Origin of the sequence: Chitinophaga rupis (assembly GCF_900109685.1) — a bacterium.
Lineage (GTDB): Bacteria > Bacteroidota > Bacteroidia > Chitinophagales > Chitinophagaceae > Chitinophaga > Chitinophaga rupis.
Window position 1 is genome coordinate 1 of sequence record NZ_FOBB01000016.1, and the last position, 24,141, is coordinate 24,141.

Annotated in this window: 3 protein-coding genes; all 3 read right to left on the reverse strand. The window is 51.4% G+C overall.

Going from position 1 to position 24,141, the window contains the following annotated elements; genetic code table 11:
- On the reverse strand, nt 1–10,170 hold a 10,170-nt coding region (locus BMZ54_RS32340; RefSeq protein ID WP_143081217.1), incomplete at its 3' end, for a non-ribosomal peptide synthetase.
- A 36-nt stretch (nt 10,171–10,206) separates the two neighbouring features.
- Nucleotides 10,207–12,117, reverse strand: a complete 1,911-nt coding sequence (locus tag BMZ54_RS32345) for a RiPP maturation radical SAM C-methyltransferase (protein ID WP_089921376.1) — start codon at nt 12,115–12,117, stop codon at nt 10,207–10,209.
- A gap of 30 nt (nt 12,118–12,147) precedes the next feature.
- Nucleotides 12,148–24,123, reverse strand: a complete 11,976-nt coding sequence (locus tag BMZ54_RS32350) for a non-ribosomal peptide synthetase (RefSeq protein ID WP_089921378.1) — start codon at nt 24,121–24,123, stop codon at nt 12,148–12,150.
- Between the last annotated feature and the right edge of the window lie 18 nt (nt 24,124–24,141).

The window sequence follows — 24,141 nt, forward strand, 5'->3', positions numbered from 1 at the left end:
GTTCACAAATGCGCCGATGTTCAAAGAGTGCGCCCCCAGCTCAAGAAAATTATCATGGATGCCTATCTGCTGTAAGCCAAGTATATCCTGCCAGATGCCGGCCATCGTACGTTCCAGCACTGTGGTTGCTGCCTGGTAAGCTACCTCCCCGCCTGCCCTGGCTGGTACCGGCAAACCACGGTAATTGATCTTCCCATTGGCCGTTAACGGAATAGCGCTCAAGCGTATATACGTGTCCGGTACCATGTAGGCCGGTAACGATCCTGATAAATGTGCTTTTACTGCAGCCCATGACAGCTCCGTGGCGCTTACCACGTAACCGCACAGGTAATTGCTGCCCCGCTCATCCTTCCATACACTTACCACTGCTTCCTCCACTCCCGGGTACTGCTGCAGGTGATAGCTGATCTCTCCCGGCTCTACCCGGTAACCGCGTACCTTCACCTGCTGGTCTTTACGACCCAGGAACTCTATGTTGCCATCCGGCAGCATGCGGCCAAGATCGCCCGTGCGGTACATTCGACCACCGCCATCCTGCCGGTAAGGATCGGCTACAAACTGTGCAGCCGTTTTATCTGCAGCATTGGCGTAACCTTCTGCTACTCCTACCCCGCCAATGTAAAGCTCTCCTACCACACCACGAGGCACCTGCCCGCCATGGCTGTCTAAAATATAAAAGAACGTATTCCATACCGGCTTACCATAAGGTATGCTTACCTCATGTGTTACACCCGGCAGCACCTCATAATAGTTGGACCATACCGTGGCTTCTGTGGCGCCTCCCAGGCTGATGACCCGTGCATTGGGAAAGTAAGCGCGTAAACGTTGTGGTAAGCTTACCGGGATCCAATCACCACTCATAAACACTACCCGCAGGCTGGGACAGCTAAAGCCATCTGCTGCATGTTCCAGCTCACCTGTCAAATATTGCATAGTGGTGGGCACAGAATCCCAGAAAGTGATCTTTTCCGTAAGCAGCAAGTGCCGCAGCTGCACAATATCCTGCACATCTTCACGAGTGGCTATTACCACGGTACCTCCGGCTGATAAGATCCCGAAAATATCATACACAGAAAGGTCAAAACACATGGAGGTAATGAACAGCAGGCGGTCGGCAGCATTTACACTGTAAGTGCTGTTCACCCATTGCAGCAGGTTCACCACTGAATGGTGCGCTACCATTACCCCTTTGGGCTGGCCGGTAGAACCGGAAGTATAAATAGTATATGCCAGGCTGCGGCTGTCCAGGTTAGCCGGTAAGGAGGCATTGCCGTTGTAAAGCACAGCTTCACGTAAAAGTATATACGTAAATGAGGTATCATTTTGCTCCTGGTCTGTCAGCACCATCTTTACCCCGGAGTTTTCCAGCAGGTTGCGGCGGCGCTCTTCAGGATATTCCGGCTCTACCGGCACATAAAAACCGCCTGCTTTAAGGATGCCATACATACCAATGATCATATCAAAACCACGGCCGGTCAGCAATCCAACCGGCTCACCCGGTAATACGCCTGCTGCTGCCAGATGGCGGCCCACCTTATCAGCAGCTGCATCCAGCTCACCATAGCTCATGGAAGCAGCACCAAAGCGCAGCGCGGTAGCATCCGGGCTAACAGCAGCCTGCCTGCTTAACAGGCTCTCCAGCCGGATACTATCATCATAGGGATGCAGTGTGTTGTTAAAATCGTAAGTGAGCCAGCGCTGTACCGTGCTGCCCATTAACGCAGCTGCATGCAGGGGCTGCTGCACATCGGTAGCCATGGCGCGTAATATGCGCACGTATATTTCCAGCGCGTAGCTCATATCTTCTTCACGGAAATAAGCCGGTACATATTTAATACGGCAGGATAAACGGCCGCCGGTTTTATCTACTTCCAGGTCCAGCAAAGTATTGGTCATTTCAGCAGAACGCAGGGGAATACCGGTTTTCTTCACCGCATCTTCCGCCTGCAGCACATCATTCTCCACCCAGTCTTCCATCACATGAAAGTCCGTATAGTTCAGCAGTGTGTCAAAGATCAGGTTACCTGCGTGGGATGCTTCCCCGATAATGCGGGCAATATCCAGCAGGTGGATCTCATGCGGCTTTACATCCATTAACACATTATTGGCCAGCGAAAGCAAACCTGCTATATCTGACACCCCATCCAGCTGTAAACGCACCGGCACAGTGCTCAGAAAGCAGCCCAGCACTTTTTCACTGTCTTCTATAGCCGGCCGGTCGTGGGAAACAATGCCGGTAACAATATCCTGTTCTGCGCAAATTATTTTCAGCAGCCATGCATGCGCTGCCAGGAAAACAGCTTTCAATGCTACCTGCTGACGGGCTGCCAGCGCTTCCAGCGCGGTTAATAAGCCGGGCAACAGCACACGCTGCACACTGCTCATAGTCTGCGGGCCACCTGTTTTCGGCGAAGCATTAAAGGGCAGCTTATTACGCACATAACCTTCCATTGTTTGCTGCCAGTAAGCGGTGGTGGCCGCATCCCTGTTACGGCCGGTTACAAGCGCCGCATAATCCTTGTAGCTGCAGCGTAAGGGCTGCAGGGTTGTTCTGTTACTACCTGCCAGTAATGCCGAAAGCTCCGTTTTAAAAATATTCACGCTCCATCCGTCCAGCATTGCATGGTGAAAGCTCCATACCAGGAAGTAGCTATCCTCTTCCAGCCCGAACAGCTGCATGTGCCATAACAGGTCGCCGTTGAAATCCAGGCGGGCTGCCAGGTCGGCCTCCATATACTGCTGCACCTGGCGCTGCTGCTCTGCTGCATTGCTGCCTTCCAGCGAAATATGTTTTACAGGAGCAGGTATATTCTTCATTACCACTTTCAGCGACTCCCGGAAACCGGCAGTATAATACCGTGTGCGCAAGATGGAATGACGTTCCATCATTTGTGCAATGGCCTGCATGAACTGCTCCATGCTGCTGATCCGGATATGGAAAGAGAACTGGTCATAATAAACCGGTGTATCATTCCTTAGCAGCGAGGTATAGATCATGCCGCTCTCTATGGGCGTAAGCGGGTAAATGTCTTCGTAGTCTGTGGGTAACAATGTGCGTTCACGGTCATCTTCCAGCACACGCGCCACCAGGTTAGCGATATGCTGCCTGCCGCGTTCCATGGCTGTTGCCGGCGCATCGGCCTCACTATTGCAAGCGCTGAGCGCTTCAATGGTTGGATGCGCATACAGCTGGCCAACGGTGAAGCCGGTACCCAGCTGTTTATTGATCGCTGCCAGCAGGCGGATGGCTTTCAGTGAGTCACCACCCAGTGTAAAAAAGTCATGTTGTATGCCAATGCCTGATGTATGGAGAATGGTTTCCCATACTTCTGCCATCACGGTTTGCACAGGCCCTGCCGGCGGCACATAAGTTACGCCTGCTGCAGCTGTGTTATCCGGTGCAGGCAATGCTTTTTTATTCAGCTTGCCGTTTGCGGTCAGGGGCAATGAGGGTAATGTTATAAAAAAGGCAGGCACCATATAGGCGGGTAATTTTGCCTGCAGGAACCTTCGTGCATCCTCCGCATCAAAATCTCCTTCCGGCACTACATAAGCCAGCAGCTGATCCCGGGCGGTTATTACCGCGGATTGTGCTACCCGTGGATGTTTGGATAATGCAAAATTAATTTCGCCCAGCTCAATACGGTAACCTCTTATTTTCACCTGCTCGTCTATACGTCCCAGGTATTCCATGTTACCATCCGGCAGGCGGCGTGCCAGGTCCCCGCTGCGGTACAGCCGGTTGCCCGCGTTAAAAGGATCGTTTATAAAACGCGCGGCGCTTAATTCCGGGCGGCGGTAATACCCGCGTGCCACGCCACTGCCGCCAACATACAGCTCACCGGCAGTACCTGCAGGCAATAGCTGCTGGTCCTGGTCCAGTATATAACAATACAGTGTAGGGATAGGCTTTCCGATATTGCTGATACCTGCTGCAATATCTGCGTCCAGTATTTCCCGGTAGGTTACATGCACGGTTGTTTCCGTAATGCCGTACATGTTTACCAGGCGGCAGGCGGGGTACTGCGCTTTCCAGGGCTGTAACCTGGCAGGGCTCAGCGCTTCGCCGCCAAAGATTACATAACGTACCTGCAAAGGGCTGCCATCTGTTATTACCTGGTCCTGTAACAGGTAAAATGCGCCGGGGGTTTGATTAAGGATGGTAACACCTTCCTGCACCAGCAGCTCGCTGAATGCCAAGGTATCCCTTGCCATCGCTGCAGGCACAATTACCAGGCGTGCGCCTGACAGCAGCGCCCCGAATATTTCCCAAACGGAAAAATCAAAGCTGGAGGAATGGAACAGCGTCCATACGTCACCGTTATGAAAGTCAAATAAAGGCTGTTCTGTTTTCAGCAGGCGCACTACATTTTCATGTGTGATCAATACTCCTTTTGGCTGGCCCGTAGACCCGGAGGTATAGATCATATATGCCAGCTGCTTTGAGTGGATAGCAGTTTTTACAGGAGCTGTTCTTCCCGCTGCGGTTGCCGGTTCAAGGACGTGTAATGCACTTTTATCCTGCAGCTTTTCCCTGCCTGCAGCGTCGGCCACCATTACTTTTGCGCCGGTATCAGAAAGTATGTAATCAATCCTTTCTGCAGGGTAAGCGGGATCTACCGGCACATATGCTGCACCCGCCTTTAAGATGCCCAGGATGCCGATGATAAGCTCCGGTGACGGCACTACCAGCAATGGCACCAATGCTTCTTCACTGTCCAGCACTTTTAACAGCCGTGCCGCCAGCTCGTCTGCACCTGTATTCAGCTGCTCATAGGTAAGCGAAACATTGCCATAGGTCACTGCTGTTGCCTGGGGGTTTAAGGCCACCTGCTCTTCAAAAAGGCTTATAATATTTTCTTCAGCGGGGTAAGCAACCTGGCTGCCGGTGGACGCTAACAATGATCTTTCAGCAGCGGTAAGATAAGAAAGCGACAAAAGCGGCACAGCGCTGTTCTCTGTTACAGACAACAGCAGCTCACAGCAATGTTCCATCATTGCTTCCATGCGGTACTGCTCAAAAATGTCGGTATTATATTCCAGTGAAAAAAGAATGCCTTCACCGGTATTATTAAAATCAAAGGTCAGATCAAACTTACTGCTTTGCACCGGTACAGGGTAGGGTTCAAAAGAAAGTCCATGCGCCGCTGATGCCGTTGCATCCATTACGCCTATCTGCTGCATTACCACCACCACATCAAACAGCGGTGAGCGGCTGTTATCGCGCGTAAGCTGCAGGTCTTCCACCAGCAGGTCAAAAGGATATACCTGGTGCTCGTATGCCAGTGTTGTTACAGCCTTTACCTTGCTTAACAGCTCGCGGAAACTATCCTGCCGGCTAAACTGCGTTCTTAAAGGCAGTGTATTCACATAACAGCCTATCTGGTCTTCCAGATCGGCATGGTCCCTGCCGGCTACCGGTGTTCCAATCACAATATCTTCTTTACCGGAATATTTATACAACAAAGCCTGGGTGGCTGCCAGCAGCACCATGAACAAACTGGCTCCCTGCTCCTGTCCCATAGCCTCCAGCCTGGCGCGCAGCGCAGGGCTGATATGCCTGAATATGCGGCGGCCGTTATAGGTTTTAAATGCAGGGCGCGGCCTGTCTGTATTAATTTCCAATACAGGCGGCAGCTGCTCAAATTGCTGCAGCCAGTATTGCCGGTGTACATTCAGCTCCCCGCCTGCCAATGCATTATTCTGCCAGGCGGCGTAATCCTTATACTGTATATGTAATGCATCGTGCTGCACGGGGCGGCCTGCTTTCAGCGCGGCATAATCGGTCATTACGGCGGTCATCAGCAGGTTTACAGACCAGGCATCTGCAATAATATGGTGCATGTTCAGCAACAGCACATACTCATTTGCTTCCAGCTGCAGTAATGCAATACGTATCAGCTGATCTCTTTCCAGGTCAAAAGGTGCATGGATAAAACGATCTGCCTGTTCTTCAGCCTGCGCATGCTTGCGGGGCGCCTCCCGCAGATCATGAAGCGGCAGGCTTAGCGGCGCAGTGAACAACGGGGCTATTACCTGTACCGGCTCACCGTCCTGCAGGCTGAATGTTGTTCTTAAGATCTCATGCCGGTTCAGCTGCAGGGTAAGCGCCTGTTCCAGCGCAGCTATATCCAGGCTGCCCTGCAGCTTGTATGCACCTGCTACATTGTAGGCAGACTGCTGCACATCCAGCTGGTGCTGGATCCACAATCTCTTTTGCGCATGCGCCACGGGATAATTGGGCGCGGCGGCTATAGGTGTTATTTGTGTATATGCTTTGTTGCTGCCTGTTTGCCTTTGTGCTACAAAATCCGCAAACTGTTGCAGCGTGGGGTATTGGAGCAGGTCGCTGTACTTAACGTTTACCCCGAATATCTTCCTTACCCGGTTCATGAGCCGGGTGCCCAGCAGGGAATGTCCGCCCAGCTGGAAAAAGTTATCGGTTGGTTTAATTTGACGGGCCTGCAATACTGCTGTCCACACGTCGTGCATGGTAGCGTTGGCAGCTTCGTTTTCAACAGCAGTAATAGTTTCACTGGCAGCAGCAATATGAAAAAACGGATTACTATAAAAACCTTCCAGGTCTACATCCCCGATCAGTATATTGCTGTCACCGGCTGCCAGGGCATATTCCATGGCCCTGATACCATCTTTGGTACGCCAGCTTCTCACCGGCGCATCTGCTGTAGTTCCCTGCAGCTGCTGCATCCTGGCTGTCATACCGGTTTCACCCCAGGCACCCCAGTTAATGGATTGCACCGGTATGCCCTGCGCCTGTAACGTGCGGGCATATACGTCTTCAAAAGCATTTGCCAGCGTGTAGGCATATGAGTTCTTCTGCGGCACTACTGCATTTAATGAGGAGAAGAACACGATCCGCTCCGGCTGCAGCAGGCGGTAAAAATTCATCAACACCATACTGCCGGCCACTTTTGGCGCCATTACAGCTGCTACATCTGCTACCGGCAGCTGCTCCAGCGGCAGCCAGTTGCCCATAATACCTGCGGCATGAAAAATAATGTCTGTAGGGCCCGCAGTAGTATTAATGTGCTGCAGCACTTCCGCCATAGCTGTTTCATCCGACACATCTGCTGCATAATATTCAACCGTTGCACCGGCTTGCTGCAGTAATAACAGGCGCTGTAAACGCTGTTTTACGGCTTCATCCGCCGTGGTGTTAACCGCAGCTGCCCACTCGCTCTGCGCGGGCAGGGGTGTGCGGCCGATAATAACAATGCTGCACTGCACCCGGGCGCTGATGTGCTGCGCTATGGCAAAACCAATACCCTCTGCACCGCCGGTAATAATATAACGGCCATTGTTCCGGTAAGTATAAGCGCTGCCAGATGGCGCAGCGGGAAACATTTGCTGCAGCTGCGGCACATAACGGGTACCATCGCGGTACGCTGTAAAAGCATGCAGCTCATCTGCCGACAGCTCTCCCAGGATATGTTCCGTAGCATCTGAAAAATCATCTTCCTGGTAAGGGAGGTCTATACCATTTACCTTCAGTAAAGGATAAGTGCTTAATAAGGATTTGCAGGCGGCTGCAGCAAGATGCGCTGCTGCATCAGCTGTTTCATTCTGCAGCCATTGCCCGTTAGCAGTTACGCAAACCAGCTGGCCGGGCGTATCTGCCAGCCAGGTATGAAAAGCTTTAAAGAATAAAAGCTGCCGGGACCATGCGGCCATTAATGCGGTAGAGCCGCCTGCAGGCGCCGCAAACGGAGCCAGGTAAATAATACCATCCAGTGATGGATGCAGGGTTTTAATATCCCGGAATAATTGTTCATAGCTATCCGCTGCTGCATCTATTTCAAAACCACCATTGTCCAGCTGCCGGTAAGCATGGCTGTACCAAACCGGGATACAGGTATTGCCAATACGCTGCAGACGTTTTACCAGGTGTTTCCCCAGCCCGGCGCTATCCATTACAACGGCAAATGTTTTACCCTTTACATAAGGCGTATCTGCTTCCTGCATGGGCTTAGCGGTCCATCCAAGCTGGTAGCACCATTCATGTACGGGCAGGCGCGCCTGCATCTCATCTTCGTTTATCCAGCAACGTGTGCGGCTGAATGGGTATACCGGGGCTTTTACCCGGCGGCCCGGGAATGCGCCGTAACAGGCTGCCCAGTTAATGGTAATACCTGCATTATATAATGCGGTGAGCAGCAGAGCGGGTAAATCAGGGATAACAAATACCGGGGATGAAAGGCCCCATGACAGCAAGGTACCGGATAAGCTGCCGGCCGGCGCCATTTCCAGGAAAACCGTTGCCTGTTGTTCCTGCATATTATTTACAGCGGCACGCAGCTTGTCCGCATCAGGCGGGGTTTGCTGGTAGCGCCCTTCCTGCAGCATGGACAGAGCTTCGTCTTCTGTGATCAAACCGGTTACCAGCCGCCGGCTGATCTGCCCTATGCCGGTACCGATGTAGTTGGTCACCGGCATGCCGAAGGCGGTTAGCTGCTGCTGCATTCCGTAATGTGCAGCAATGGTTTGCCACGCTGCATTACCCGGCACACCTGCAGTAAGCCTGTTATAGTGTTCATTAAATACGGGATACACTGTGCACCACTGCGTAATAGTTTGTACCGGGATCACCTCATCAGAAAAAAGTGCTGTAATACCCGCTGCCGGTAACACTTCCGCTACCTGCGCTGCAGGATTACCTAATTGTTGTAACAGTGTATCCAGGTCGGCAGCGCCCGTGCATTCCCGGAATGTATAGTCATCGCGCCCGGTGTTCAGGGTATAGATTATGTTGTAAGCCTCCTCCCGGTTATTATGAATATAGCTATAAACCTCTTTTTTATAGGCAGCTAAACCTTCAGCAGTAGCGGCAGACAGCTTTAACATCCATCCACCGGCCCATGTTGCTGCGGCAGGAAATACATAAGGTGCTTCTTCCAGCACCATATGACCGTTGGTGCCGCTTAATCCAAATGAGCTTACTCCGCAACGGCGTGGATAAGTGCCATTCTCCCAGGTTTTCAGCTGTGTATTGATATAAGCTGCCGTATGCTCAAAATCTATGTAGGGATTAGGTGTATTAAAGTGCAGGGATGGAAAAATCTCCTTATGCTGCAGCGAGAGGATAGCTTTAATAACACCTGCTATGCCGGCTGCATTGTTCAGATGCCCCAGGTTGGTTTTAAGTGCGCTTACCGCGCAGAAATGCTGCTTGTCCGTATGTGCTTTAAAGGCGTCTGTAATCCCTTTGAACTCAACAGGGTCGCCCAGTACCGTGCCGGTACCATGCGCTTCAATATAGGTAATAGACTCCACGGGAACGCCTGCACGCTCCCAGGCTTTTTGCAATACCATTGTTTGCGCGGCAGGGCTGGGGGCTGTTAGCCCGTTGGAACGGTTACCATCATGGTTAACAGCGCTGCCAATGATCACCGCCTGTACACGGTCGCCGTCTGCCAGGGCTTTATCCAGCCTTTTTAACAACAGCAATCCACCGCCCTCGCCGGAACCTATGCCTTTTGCACCTGCATCAAATGCCCTGCAACGCCCGTCCGGCGACATAATACCCAGCTGCTCCTCCGGCGCTTCCTTAAAAACATGTAAGATATCCATGCCGCCTGCCAGCGCATATTCCACCTCACCGGTCAATACCTTTTGGCAGGCCTCATGCAGTGCCACCATGGCCGATGAACAGGCTGTATCTATCATCATGGCCGGTCCGCATAAGTTCAGGTGGTACGCAATACGGCCTGCTGCCAGCGCATGCAGGTTACCGGTAATAAATACCGGGTGCTCCTTTGCGGCATCATCCATCAGCCCATGATAAGCCGAATAAGGATTACCACCAAGGTATACGGCCGTATTGCTGCCACTTAACGATTGCAGCCCTAAGCCGGCATCCTCAATAGCCCTGCAGGCCAGCTGCAGCAATTGCCGCTGCACAGGATCCATCAGGTCCGCCTCTGCTTTTGATATATTAAAGAATGCATGATCAAAGGTATCTACACTGTCTAATGCGCCTATCACATGATACCTGCCGGAGGTGGATAGTCCCACGTCCTGCAGGCGGTTGGCGCCAACCGGGCGCACGCTGTCCCTGCCGACGCGCAGATTATGATAGAACATATCCAGGTTATCCGCTTCGGGAAAGATCCCGCTCATCCCTATGATTGCAATTTTTGTATGCTGTTGCATAAATGCCTTGGGTAATAAAATTGGGGAAAGAAAAAATCAGGCTTCCAGTAATACTTCACCGGTCTTTACCACATCATGTATGCCGGTGGCGGGTATAAGGCTTAACATGCTGCCTTTTTCTTCGAAAATGAGGCCTTTCTCAAACAGGAAGGCAAGGCCTTCTTCCAGCTCATTCTGCGGGAAGCCAGGCAATGCGTTGAATGCAGCGGCTTTATTCTTATGGGTTGATAATACTTCCAGTATTGCCAGGTGCACGGGACTTAACACATACCGCTCATAAGTATGGCGGGTATCAAAGATCACCTGCCGGCCGTGCTCATTCAGCAGCTTCAGCACGGGCAGGTCGCCGGTACGTTTCCAGCGTTCCCCCCAGGCCGTTACGATCTGCTGCAGGCGCTGCACCCATTTGGCGGCATGGCGTATATACTCTGAATTATAATTATGATCAGCAAAATAATATGCCATATTTGACATTACCGTAGCCTCAAAGGGATAAATGAAACTGTAGTAATCCAACGGATGCAGATCCAGCCCATAGCTGTCTGCTTTTGTGAAATAAGGGCTGTAACGGTCAAACCGTACGGGGAATACGCCGGCAGGGGGTGGCAGATGATAAAGGTTCTCCAGCATACCTGCATATCTTTCGTACGTCTCCTCCTGCTCGCCCGGGAACCCTATCAACAGGTTCCAGTAAGGTTCTACCCCATACTGGATGCAGTATTTTAACAGCCTGATATTGTTGAAGGCCGTTGTTCCTTTACGCATCAGCTTTAATGTAGAGGTATCCAGGGATTCAATACCCGGCTGTATCTGCAGGATGCGCGCATCTACCAGCACCTGCATCTGGTCTTCCAGCAGATCGGCCTTCACTTCGTAAAAAATGGAAATGTTATCCGGTACTTTCATCAGCGGAAAAACATCTGTAAAGTATTCTTTAGGAATAATGTTATCCACGCAGGAAAAAAGATCAACCTGGTGCTTATATTTCTGGAAAAGGCCGTTTATATATTCAATGGCTTTGGCAGGGCCTATGGCGCGGTATCCCATATTGCCGCCGTTAAGGCCGCAAAAGGTACAATGTGCTTTGGCACCCCACCAGCAACCCCTGGATGTTTCAAATAACAGGTAAGGCTTTTTCCCCGTATAGGCAAACCCGTTATTGTACTGTTCCATGAAAAAGTCATAATCCACCGCTACCACATCGTTAATAGGCCGCTCCTGCCCCACCGGCGCTACCGGCTTCCATTGCCCGGGCGCCACATCCTCCATATTCAGGCTGCAGTTACGTTTCGAGAATACGCCATTGATGCGGTGTTTTTGCTGTTCATCGTTCTGCAGGCAGGCATCTAAAAATGCGGGCAGGCTTATGAGTGCCGGACCGGAAAAAGTATAATCTATAAAGGGCAATTGCCGTACGATCTCTTCACCCATTGGCGCTTCGCAGTTGGCGCCACCCATGATCACCGTTACCCCGGGGCGCTGTGCTTTAAGTAAACGCGCCAGCGCAAAGCTGGGCACATTTTGCATGAACATAGAGGTAAACCCTACAATGTCATAGGTGGTTAGCTGGTACTGATCGATCATTTGTTGCAGGAAAGTGCCCAGCTGCTCCCGTTTTTCCTTTATAACAGCGTAGTAAATATCTATTGACTCCTGTCCCAGCTGTATGCCATAACGGTCAAAATAAGCGGCGGTATTATCTTCCAGCTCAGGGAACGCCTGCTGCCGGAAGAACCAGTCGCCAAAACCAATGGTATTGGATGGCCCGCTGAGTGAAATAAATTCGTAGATATCCGGTGAAAGGTAGGCAGCAACATCCGAGTTCAGGTAGATCTCCTGCACCTCTATATCCGGAGACTTTTCGCCGATCACTGTTTTCAGCTGTGCAATGGCAATAGACGGCCGTTTGAAATCAGCAAAAGGCATGTTTACTAATGCGATTTTCATATGTAATGTATGAAGAGTGGAGCAATAGGGTTATACGTCGATCCCCGTATTTACAGCAGTTTCCTGCATGTTCCGGAGCAAGCCGCCCAGGGTGCGGATGTTATTATAAATGAACAGGTCTGCAATATTCACGCGATCGCCAAAATGACGGATCAACTTATTGTGCATGGCGATCAGCTTCACTGAATTGCCGCCGATCTCGAAGAAGTTATCGTACACGCTGATATCATGATCACCCAGCACTTCTTTCCAGATAGCTGCCAGCAACTGTTCGGTATCACCGGCAGGCGGCTGATAGGTGTTTTTCCTGATCATGGCAGCTGATACGGCCGGCAGCGCGCTGGTATCCAGCTTACCGTTAGCCGTTAGCTTAAAAGATGGTACGCGTACAAAACAGTCGGGGATCATATAAGGCGGCAGAAACGCGCTTAGCTGGCCGCGCAGGTGCTCATGCACGGGTTCTTCATCGCATACCAGGTAGGCTGCCAGCAAAATATTATCATCAGTTTTTAATACACATACCCTGGCATCCTGCACACCGGGCAGCGCCAGTAAACGGTTCTCTATTTCGCCTGCCTCTATGCGGATGCCGCGGATCTTGAACTGCGCATCTGACCGGCCGGTGAATTCAATGGCGCCATCCGGCAGCCAGCGGCCGGTGTCGCCTGAACGGTATAATACTTTTCCGGGCTCAAAGGGATGTGGAATAAACTGCTGCGCTGTAAGCTCCGGCTGGTTCAGGTATCCGGTTGCCAATCCGCTTCCGGAAATATAAATGTCGCCGCTAACACCTACCGGCTGTAATAACATTGCTTTATTAAGTATATAAACCTGCGTATTGTCTATAGGCCTGCCAATCGGGATCACCGCATTTGCGGGTGCGCCGTTCAGCATGATGGAAGTGGTAACTACAGTGGATTCCGAAGGACCATAGTTGTTTGCCACACGCCCTTTGTATTTCCTCAGCGCATCACCGCCGGTAAGTACCAGCAGTGTTTTAAACAGCGCAGGGTCTGCGGTGGTGCAAAACTGCTCATACACTGCGGTTGGCAAAAAAGCATGCGTAATATGCTGCCGGCTGAAAAAAGCAGACAATGCCGGCATATCCAGCTTTATAGCCTGTTCCAGCGGGTAAAGGCAGGCGCCGGCCAGCAGGTAAGGCCATATTTCCCAACCCGCTGCATCGAATCCGATGCTGGAGTAAATAGTGGCGCGTGAGCTATTACCTACATTAAACTGGCGTATATGCCAGCAGCAAAGATTTACCAGTCCTGCATGAGGTACTGCCACACCCTTGGGCTGGCCGGTGGAACCGGATGTGTAGATCACGTAAGCCAGCTTGCTGTTCTCAGGCACAGGCAGCGGGCTGCCGGCCGGCAACTCATTCAGCCATGCCGCTGATAATAGGAGGGATTGCGTTTGCTCCGGCTGAAGCTGATCCGTCAGCTGCGCATTTTCGATCAATACCAGGCTTGCCTCCGTATCGTTCAATATAAAATGTATGCGGCTGGCCGGCATATCCGGCTCTATTGGCACGTAAGCCGCTCCTGTTTTCATAATACCCAGCATAGCTGCCAGCAATAAGGGCGATGGCTTCATCAGTATGCCTACATATTTACCTTCAACAATACCGTAAGTATTCCGGAGGTAAACGGCCAGCTTATTGGCAGCCTGGTTCAGCTCTTTATAGGTGTAGCTGAGCTCTCCCATGCTTACCGCAGTATGGTCAGGATAAATAGCTGCCTGCGCTGCAAATAAAGTGGCCGCTGTTTTATCATGCGGGTAAGGCCGGTGTGTATTATTAAAGGTTTGTAATAGCTGCTCATGTTCCGCAGTATCCAGGAAATCCTGCTCCAGCACAGGCTTTTCGGGACTGGCAGTTAAAATGCCTGCCAGCTGCACCACATGCCTGCATAATCCCTGCAGAAAACGTTCGCTGAACAGGTCCGTGTTATATTCTATGGTCAGCTCTATGCCATCTGTGGTTTCTACAAAGCTAAAGGTCAGATCATATTTGCTGATAGCCGTATCCACATGATAGGTATTGATCTGCATATCCTGTACCGTATCCGTATTCCAGCGCGGGGTGCTGTTCTGCAACACCACTACGGCATCAAAAAGCGGGTGGCGGCTCATATCCCGTTTTACTGCCAGCTCTTCTACCAGCAAATCAAACGGATAAACCTGGTGCTCGTATGCCTGCAGGGTAAGGTCCCTTACCTGCTGCAAGATGGTTTTGAAGGATTGCCCGCCGCTCATCCTGTTGCGCAGCGCCAGCATATTTACATAAAACCCTGACTGGTTATCCAGGTCCGGGTGGTCCCTGCCTGCTACCGGCGTACCCAGGATCATATCTTCCTGGCCGCTGTAGCGGTGCAGCAGCACATATACTACTGATAGCAGCGTCATAAAAAGACTGGCGCCTTCTTTCTGTCCCAGGCTGCTTAAAGCCAGCGCCAGCTGCTGATCCAGCTTTTCATGCACCGTTTTGCCATTATAGGTTTTGATCAGGGGGCGGGCATGCTGCAAAGGCATTTCCAGTACAGGTATTTCTCCTGAAAAAGTATGTAGCCAAAAATTACGGTGGGCTGTCATCTTCTCTTTACCCAACGCCTGGTGCTGCCATACCGCATAATCCTTATACTGCATGCGTAATGGCGGCAAAGCCGGTGTAGTGCCCTGCCTGAAGGCTTCATACAAAATAGTAAGCTCTTTCATCAGGATGTCTACAGACCAGGCATCCGATACAATGTGATGCATGGTTAGCAGGAACAGGCAGCTTGTATCGCTCACGCGGATCAAAGCACCCCGGATCAGTGGCGCGGCCTTCAGGTCAAAAGGAGTGGCTGCATCCTGTTCTGCTGCGTGGATAGCAGCTGTTTCGGGGTTGGGATCATTACGTACATCAATAACCGTTAGCCCCATATGATAACTGCCGGTTGCTGCGATCACCTGCCGCGGCTCGCCGCTGCTTTCAGTGAAGATGGTTCTCAACACTTCATGCCGGCTCACCAATTCCTGCAATGCTTTTTCCAGGGCAGCGGTATCCGGCGTGCCGGTAAAACGGAACACCGCCGGCATGTTGTAGGCATAGCTGCCCTGCCCCATTCTTTCCAGCAGCCATAACCTGCGCTGCGCATGGGAAAGCGGGTAATGTGCAGCTGTAGGAGCCAGCGGTATGGGCTCATATTTACGGGGTGCTTCCCTCGCAATTACCGGCGCCAGCTGTTCAATTGTAGGATATGTGAAAATAGTCTTCAGCTCTATCTTCACGTTCAAATGCTTATAGATCTCAAATACCAGCTGTGTGCCGCGCAGGGAGTGGCCGCCAATGGCAAAGAAATTATCTGTAATGCCTACCCTGGGCAAGTCCAACACCTGCTGCCATATTTGTACCAGCGCCGTTTCTGTTTCATTCCGCGGCGCCGCATATTGTTCATTCAACAGGTTTTGATCCCCCGGTGCAGGTAATGCAGCCCGGTCTATTTTCCCATTGGCCGTTACCGGAAATTCCGGCAGCGCAACAAAGGACGCCGGTATCATATATTCCGGCAACCGCCCTGCCAGGTGAGCTCTCAGCTCATCCAGCGGCGGCGCTGCCTTGCTTACAATATAGGCTACCAGCTGTGCTGCGCCTTCCTTATCTTTCCGGCTTATTACCAGTGCAGCATCAATGGCGGAGTGCTGTAACAGCGCCGCCTCTATTTCCCCGGGTTCTATGCGGAAACCACGGATCTTGATCTGCAGATCCTTTCTGCCTTTATAGATCACTTCACCGTTAGGCAGCATCATACCCAGATCACCGGAACAGTATAACCGTTTGCCCTCTTTAAAAGGATGCGGTATAAATTTCAGCGCATTTAATGCTTCACTGTTATGATAGCCCTGCGCCACACCGGTACCGCCTACCACTATTTCGCCAATAGTGCCCACCGGCTTTAGCTGGTGGTATTCGTCCATAATATACACTTCCATGTTGGGCAATGGAATACCGATATTACTTTCACCGGAGCTTACCTCTGCTGCTGTTATCTGCTTAAATGTAACATGTACTGTGGTTTCTGTGATACCGTACATGTTAATGGGTATTGCTGCGGGATACTGGCGGCACCAGGGTTCCAGCATTTTGGGGTTCAGCGCTTCACCACAAAAGATCACGTAACGCAGCGCAAACGGCAATGGCTCTCTGTGCTTTAATACTTCCAGCAATGTGCTGAATGCCGATGGCACCTGCGCCAGAACAGTGATATTCTCTTTCACCAGCAGCTGTATAACTGCTTCCTGGTCACGGGTAGTTGCTTTGGGTACAATTACCAGACGCGCGCCACATAACAGCGCGCCAAATATTTCCCATACTGTTACGTCAAAGTTGATATTGTGGAACAGCGTCCAGCTGTCGTTTGTATTAAACTCAAAGTAATTCCGGCCTGCCAGTATCAGGTTTATTACGCTGTTATGTGCCACCAGCACACTTTTGGGCTGGCCGGTAGTGCCGGATGTAAAGATCACGTAAGCGGTATCTTCCGGCTGGCTGGCCTGCGGCAGGTCTGTTACCGGCTGTGCTGCCAGATCATTTTCCTGCAGCTGCTCCCAGCTAATGCTGTTATAGCCTTCCAGGTTATAGGTTGCAACCGCCTCCCGGTTATCCAGGATCACCAGCGATGCTGCAATATTATCCAGGCAATAGTGGATCCTGCCGGCCGGATGCTCTTCATTTAGCGGCACGTAACAGGCGCCGGCCTTTAGTACGCCCAGTATGCTTACAAGCATATTCACGGAGCGCTGCTGCAGAATGCCCACTTTTGCATGCCGGCCAATACCACAGCTGTTTACCAGGTAATGGGCTAAACGGTTACTTTGCTCATTCAACTGCCGGTAGGTGAATGAAACACCATCAAATGTTGCAGCAATATTACCAGGTGTTGAAGCGGCCTGTTTCTCAAAAGCAGTAGCCAGCGTTTCTGATACCGGGTAAGGCACCGGCGCAGGATTGAAAACATTGATCAGCCGGTCTTTTTCATTTACATCCAGGTAATTGATCATTGCCAGCGGCTGCTCCGGCTGCTGCAGCAGGGCTGCTATCAGCGCCTCAAAATGCCGGGCCATACGCTGTATACGTTCTTCACGGAACAGGTCTGTATTGTATTCTATCTCTGCGTGAATACCTTCGGCCGTTTCCGTAAAACGGAACAGCAGATCGTATTTACTGCCCTGCATAGCTATTTCATGCAGTGAAGCTGTAATGCCTTCCATTACCGGGATCTCATTTTCATGCTGCGCATGCGCCAGCACCATCATCACATCAAACAAAGGCGCACGGCTCTGATCCCGCTGCAGCGGCAGCTGATCCACCAGCAGATCAAACGGGTACATGGCATGCTGGTAGGCTTCCAGCGTACTTTTCCGGATATTTTCCAGGAAAGCGGAAAAACCATCCTTACCATTTACCTGGTTACGCAGGGCCAGGGTATTCACATAATAACCTATCTGGTCTTCCAGGTCTTTGTGATTGCGGCCTGCTTCAGGGCTGCCAATCACAATATCTTCCTGCCCGGTATAACGGTATAATAAAGTATGTAATGCTGCGAGCAGGGTCATAAAAAGGCTGGCGCCATGGCGGCGGCCCAGCTGCTCCAGCTCACTGCTGTTGTGCAATCCCAGGTTAAACTGCAGGGTGCGGCCCTGGTAACGGTTCACTGCCGGACGTGTAAAATCAGTTGCCAGGTCCAGCACCGGTAATTCACCGGCAAAACGCTTTAACCAGTAGCGGCGGTGGTCCTGCTCCCATTCGCGCTGCAGCTGTTGTTGCTGCCACAAGGTATAGTCCTTATACTGTATGCGTAACGGCGTGTATGCATAGGAGGTACCGGCAACCAGCGAAGCGTAGTTATGTAACAGCTCCTTTACCATCACCTGCATTGACCATTCATCGCAGATAATATGGTGCATGCCGAAAAAGAACAGGTGCGTATCTGCATCCAGCTTCACCAGCCGGGCACGTAATAAAGGACATTGCTTCAGGTCAAAGGGCGTATTGATGGTGGCGGCACCTATTTCTTCCGCCAGCTGCTCTTTGCCGGTTTGCCCGGATATATCAGTAAAGGTTATATGAAAATTGATGGCGGTAATATCTCTCACCTGCTGCCGGGGCTCACCTGCAATAATATCAAAACGGGTACGTAATATTTCGTGCCGTTTTATCAACATTACAAAGGCCTGTTCCAGCGCGGCGGCATTCAACATCCCGCGAAAGCGATAACCGGCGCCGGTACAGTAGGCGCTGCCTGCCTGCCCGCTTTGCTCCAGCAGCCATAATCTCTTTTGTGCATGGGATAGCGGATAATCATCTGCCGGTGCAACCACTGCAATTCCTTCATAAGCCTGCGGCGCTGCAGCCGCAATCACAGCTGCCAGCTCCCGTACCGTGGGATAACGGAAAAGTACAGACTGTTCCACACTCACGCCAAACACTTCTGCAATACGCGATACCACGCGCATGGCCTTCAGGGAATGGCCGCCTGCTTCAAAGAAATTATCTGTTACACCGATGGCGGCTATATTCAACACTTCTTTCCAGATATGCAGCAGCTGCGTTTCCAGTACGCCGTCGGGCGCCTCCATTCCCATTCCGGCTATTTCCGGCTCTGGCAGCTGATGGCGGTCTACCTTACCATTGCTGTTCACCGGCAAAGCCTCCATCCATACAAAAGCGGCAGGCACCATATAAGCAGGCAGCACCTGTTTCAGCCGGCGCTGTAATTCGTTTGGGGATAGCTGCCCGCCTGCGGCCGGCACCAGGTAAGCTGCCAGCTGCTTATTACTTTCCGAACCGGTTGTTACTACTACGCACTGCGCTATTTCCGGCTGGCGGAGCAACGCATTTTCCACTTCTCCCGGCTCTACGCGGAACCCTCTTATTTTTACCTGCCCGTCATTTCTGCCTGCAAAGGCAATATTGCCATCGGGTAGCTGATAACCCAGATCGCCGGTGCGGTAATACCTGCCGGCCGGCAGCAAAGAGCCCTGCATTTCCACGAACCGTTCTGCTGTCAGCTCATCCCGACGGAAGTAACCCCGTGCCAAGCCGCTGCCGCCTACATAGATCTCACCGGTAATGCCGGCCGGACATACCTGACCGTTGCTATCCAACACAAATGCACTGCGGTGCTCCAGCGGGATGCCGATGGGCACACCTGCTGCGTTTATGGTATCAATGTGGTAGGTCAATGAAAAAGTGGTATTCTCCGTGGGGCCGTACCCGTTAATAACCTCCATGCCGGGATACCTTTGTTTTAACAGCGTTATATGCCGCGGTGATAATTTGTCACCCCCAACCAGCACCTGCTGCAAACCTTCAAAAATACCCGGGTCAATATCCACCAGCTGATTAAACCAACCCACAGTAAACCACATGATGTTTACGTAATGCGTTCTTATTTCCTGCGCCAGCTGTTTTACATTCAGTAATGTATCATCACTGCATAATACCAGCTGCCCGCCATTCAGCAGCATACCCCAATATTCAAAGGTAGCCGCATCAAAAGCAGGGGAACCAGACGCCAGCAGCACACAATCCGCATTCAGCTGCACATAACTTATATGTTTAACCAGGCTTATTACTGAACGGTGCTCTACCATCACACCCTTGGGATACCCGGTTGAGCCGGAGGTATACATTACATAGGCCAGCTGTTGCGGGGCAACAGGTATGGCCAGGTTCATTGCCGGCATTTCTGCAATCGCCGCTGCATGCCCGTCCAACAGCACGTATTCAACATTATCTTCAAGGGGAAGCTCCTGCGCGGCTGTAGTGATCAGCAGGGCGGCGGCTGTATCACGGATAATAAATGCAGCCCTGTCATGTGTGTAACCTGCATCTATGGGCACATAAGCGCCGCCTGCTTTTAGTATAGCCAGTATGGCAATGATCAGCTCCGGTGAGCGTTCCAGGCATACCGGCACCAGTGTTTCCTTATCAACACCTTTCTTTTTAAGGTAATGAGCCAGCTTATTTGCCCTTTCATTTAAATCCTGGTAAGTAAGCTGCTGGTTGCCATATATAACTGCACGTGCGTGGGGGGTAGCCACGGCCTGCTGCTCAAAACAACCTGCAATATCCTGCAAGGGATAATAACTGTGCGTACGGTCAAGCTGCTGCACCAGCTTACGCTCTGCATCATCCATAAACACAATGGAGGAAAGCGTTTGCTCCGGTGCTGCTATTACCGACTGCAGCAGCTGCACATAATGGCGCTGCATGCGGCTTATGCGCTCCGTTGTAAAAATATCCGTATTGTATTCTATTTCCCCATCCATGCCCTCTGCTGTTTCTGTGAAGCGGAACAGCAGGTCGTAACGGCTTATTTTCCAGTCAGGGTCATAGCTGTCTATTGTTAACCCCGGCAGCCCATCTGCAGGTAAGGTGTTCACGTGCTGTAACACCAGCATTACATCAAATAACGGCGAACGGCTTGCATCCCTTTGCAGCGACAGCTCTTCCACCAGTTTTTCAAACGGGTAGTCTGCGTGCCGGTATGCTTCCAGTGTATGTGTTTTCACCTGTTCCAGCAGATCCAGGAAGCTGCCTGCTGCATTGATGTTTGTGCGCAGGGCCAGCGTGTTGGCATAATAACCCACCTGGTTTTCCAGGTCCTTATGGCTGCGGCCTGATTCAGGAGCGCCTATTATTATATCCGGCTGCCCGGTATAGCGGTACAACAATGTTTTTACAACCGCCATTAATGTCATAAACAAGCTGGCACCGCAGGTATGGCCCAGCTGCAACAATGCTTCTTTTGTATCACCATCCAGTGAAAAGCGTACTACATCACCTGCATAGCTTTTAACTGCAGGGCGCACCTTATCTGCCGGTAATTCCAGCACAGGTACCTCCCCTGAAAATTCATTCAGCCAGAACTCACGCTGCGCCTGCACCGTAGCCGTTTGCAGCTGCCATACGGCATAGTCACGGTATTGGATCCGTAAAGCCGGGCGCACAGGTATTGAGCTGTTCACATACGCTGTATAATCTTCCATTACCTCCTTTAACAGTATGTTCATGGACCAGCCGTCACATACCAGGTGGTTAAGGGTTAATAACAGCAGGTGCTCTGCCGCTAAAAAGCGCAGTAATGTAACCCGCAGCAAACAACCTTCAGACAATTCAAAAGGCTGGTCTGCAGCAGCGGCAGCCAGGCCGGCCGCCATAACTTCCTTACCGGCTGCAGCGGATATATCATTTACGGTTATATGAAAGTTAACTTCCGCCGCAGGCATGATCTCCTGCACAGCCATGCCACTCCGCATCAGAAAGCGGGTGCGTAATATTTCGTGTCTTGCTATTAAACTGTTGAATGCTTTTTCCAGCGCGGGAATTTGCAGGCTGCCTTTTATACGGAAGCCCCAGCCTACCTGGTAAGCGGCATTGGACCGCTCGTTTTGCTGCAGCAGCCACAAACGTTGCTGGGCGCCTGACAGCGGGTAACTGGCTGCGGCGGGTGCAACGGGGATACTATCCTCCTGCTGCGGATGTTTGCCGGAAATAAGGGCAGCCAGCTCCCGTACGGTAGGATAATTAAAGATATCCTGCAGGTTCAGCTTCACCTGCATACTATCCTGTATCATTAACAGCAACCTGGTGGCATTCAGGCTATGGCCGCCTGCGGCGAAGAAATTACTGTTCACCCCCACCTCTTTTGTTTCCAGGATGGTATACCATAGCTGCAGCAGTATTTCCTCCGCTGCATTGGCGGGTGGCGCCATCTGGCGCTGCCGGTCTGCTTCCCGCAGCCTTGCCAGCATAGCATTCCTGTCTGCCTTACCATTTGCATTCAGTAACATTTCCGGGAAATATACCAGCCGTACCGGTACCATATATTCCGGTAATGTTTCCTGCAGCTTTTGTTTCAAAGTACGCTCACTGTATTCCTGTCCTGTATAAATGGCTATCAGCTGCTCTTTTACTGCATCGCCCGTCAGTATCTCCACCTGCTCAATACCGGTTATATCTTTTAATGCAGCTACGATCTCTTCCGGTTCAATACGTATACCCCGTATTTTCACCTGCTGGTCTTTACGGCCCCAGTAAAGGATAGTACCATCGGGCATATAGCTGCCTGTATCACCGGTGTGGTACATACGTTCGCCCGCAGCAAAGGGATTGGGCAAAAACTTCTGCGCCTGCTGCGCTTCATCAAATATGTACCCTTTTGTTACCAGCTTTCCGCCAACATAGATATAACCTCTTGCACCAACAGGTACAGGAAGCATATCCTCATCCAGTATGTATACTGTTACATTATCAACCGGTCGGCCAATGGGCACTTTGCCGCCGTTGCCGCTCCCCAGCGTATAAATACTGGTAGTAGCAGTACACTCCGTACACCCGTACAGGTTATACATGCGTAAAGGCAGGTCATAGGTATGTTTCAGCGCTTCCCCGGAAAGTATAACGGACCGTAAGGCTTTCAATGCCGTAATGTCTGTTTGCCGGATGAACTGCTCAAATACAGAAGGTACAAACTGCAGTATGGTAACGCCGGTTTCCCGCAGCCAGGCGTGCATAGCAGCATTGTCTTTATTGATCGCGTCATAGGGGCGCAGGCAAACCGCACTTTTACCAAAGGTGAGCGGAAATAACAGCTCCAGGTGGCAATCCGTAAAGCTAAGGGCTGTTTTTTGTGCAAGCACATCTTCCGGGCGGAAATCCATATAAGCGCCAAACCAGCGGAAATGATGCCATAGGTTGGCATGCGTTACGGCAGCGGCCTTCGGCAAACCGGTGCTTCCGGAGGTATATTGTATGAAAGCAATGTCTGAATCAACGGCTTCAGGAAGCGGCGTATCTGCATATTGCAATTCCGCCCACAAGGGTACTTCCATTTGCTGTATATCAACGCCGGTTTGCATGCTGCTGCCGCTTGCTGTAAGCAGCAGCTTTGCCCCACTGTTCTGCAGCATATACTCCACTCTTCCCGCAGGAACAGCACTATCTATCAGCAGCACGGCTGCGCGGCATTTTAATATTGCCAGTATAACCACTATCAGCTCCGGCGATGACTGCAGCTTTACGCCTGCTACGTTACCCGGCTGTAATGCATACCTGTTCAGCAACAGCCCGGCCAGCGCATTGGCCCTGGCATGCAAATCACCATAAGTATATCTGCCGCCTGCGGCTATAACAGCGGTACGGTCAGGAAAACCTGCCGCTGTTTCATCGAATAAGGTAGTAATAGCTGCCGGGGCACCTTTCGTAGCAGTATCATTGAAACCGTAGATAATCTGCCGGTTTTCATCAGCAGTTAAAGCTGTTATTTCGCTTGCCTGCCGGCCAGGGTTTTCCAGCATAGCTGCTGCAATTTGCAGCAAGCCCGCAGCCATGCCAGGCATATAAGCAGCCAAACCGGTGTTCCTGCCGGAAAAAGTTAGCTGGTATGCTTTGTTATCTTCAGCGTGCTCAATGCACACACACAATTCACACTCCTCCATAACCACCGCTGTATGCTGTATTGAACGGTCAGTTAATGCTATGCGGAACAGGCTATGCGTATACAGGCGGTTATTTAGTGTAAGCTGCTGCAGCAGTGCCCTGTAAGGATAGTCCTGGTGTTGTATGGCTTCCCGTACATTATTCCGGCATTGTTCCAGCAGCTGTTTTACAGGAGTATGTTTTGCAAACTGCCGGCGCAGGAATAAGATATTCTCATCTGCATTCCCTTCAGATCTGAACATACCGGTGCATACCAGGATATCAGCAGTACGGGTATACTTATAGGCTAACAGGTTCAGCGCAGCCAGGAAAAAAGTATACCTCCCCAGCGGCTTATTACCGGTAAGGTCTGCCACGGCTTTTGCCAGCGCAGCCGGTACCGGCACACTATAAGTATGCAGCACATTTTCTTTTTCAGCGGATAAACCAGCTACCAGGTCCATAGCAGGCAAGCTGCCAGACAGCTGTTTCATCCAGTATTTTTCAGACAGGATGCCGGTATCATTTTGGGCAATCATGGCGGGGCTGATTAGACG